Origin of the sequence: Achromobacter sp. K91 (assembly GCF_003576205.1) — a bacterium.
Lineage (GTDB): Bacteria > Pseudomonadota > Gammaproteobacteria > Burkholderiales > Burkholderiaceae_B > Achromobacter > Achromobacter aegrifaciens.
Genome location: NZ_QWFB01000057.1, coordinates 1 through 1230, shown reverse-complemented (window position 1 = coordinate 1230; position 1230 = coordinate 1). Strand labels below are relative to the sequence as shown.

Annotated in this window: 1 pseudogene; it reads right to left on the bottom strand. The window is 61.7% G+C overall.

Going from position 1 to position 1230, the window contains the following annotated elements:
• A pseudogene (locus DXK93_RS32035) lies at window positions 1-1230 on the bottom strand (RHS repeat protein); the annotation flags it as partial.

Sequence of the window (1230 nt, the reverse complement as noted above, 5' to 3'; positions counted from 1 at the left end):
GCTGTCGTAAGCGTAGAGTTCGCAATCGCTGGAGCCCCAGTCAGGGGCACTAGCATCGTGGTATTGAGGCAATGGGCGATAGAAACTGACCAGGACGTATAGCTGGTGCAATGGCGTCCAGTACATCGGCATGTTCTGATTGCCATCCAAACAGATGCTTTGCCCCGCGCTGTCGAAGAAGCTGCTCACCCCTGCGGCTGTCAGGGAGGCGTTGTTGACATTGCTCAAGGCGCGGTTGCTGTCCGCCGCCACGACCATGTTGCGCGTGGGTACGGCCGCTCCCGTGCCTGATGCATTGCCGGCTGCAATCTGGCAGAGATTGCCGCCAAGGTCATACTGGTAATTGCGTGTGTAGCTACGGTAAGTGGCCTGGTCCAGCGGGGTATAGGCGCTGGGCGAGTCGGTGCCCGATGGATTGCTGCTCACATAGTTCTCGCGTCCGCTCGCCGAGAGCAGTTGATAGAGCGCGTCATAGGTATAGCTGCGGTTGCCGTCGACTGTGCCATTGGCGCGGTACGTCACCGGCATGCTCGCGTCGCTGAGCGCCGTGACGTTGCCTACCCCGTCGTAGGTGTAAGAGAGGTCCTGCAGCAGCGTCCCGCTGCTAGCGCGGCCTCGCCTGCCTGAGCGGCTCGTGGCTCGACGTTGGGGGCGTCGTTTCCTGGCCGCGCTGGCAGCCGCTGCGCTGCGCGTGGTGGTGATGGTGAGCACCCGCTGCGTGCGCTGTGGCTCGACGGTGTAGGTCGTCTGAACGTCGTTGGCATCGCTCCGCGTCTCGATCTGCCCGCCTGCCGTGTAGGTGATGGCGGTAGTGACAGGCATGGTCTTACCATCGTTTGGTCCCCCGTGGGGGGTCACCGAGCTCGACACCTTGCGCCCGGCCACGTCGTAGGCCGTCTGTTGTTGATGGCTTTTCGCGTCGGTCTGAGTGAGCACCTGCGCCAATGCGTTGTAGGTCCAAGCGGTGCTGTAGACCGTGGACTCCAACTCATACTTCAGGTAACTGGGCGCGAGATTCCAATTTGGGTTCGGGTTGTGACCGGCGAGCAGTTGCCTATCCTGACGCAGCATGCCGCCTGTCACGCTATAGCCACGAGCGCTCATGTCAAGCAAGCCGGCGGTGTCGTAGTACTTGAGCAGTTGCCCGCGTTGGTTCGCGTTGCGCGGATCGGTGATGTCGGCGGCGCTATAGGGCGTTAAAGGCAGCGCTATGGACTCACCATAGAACCA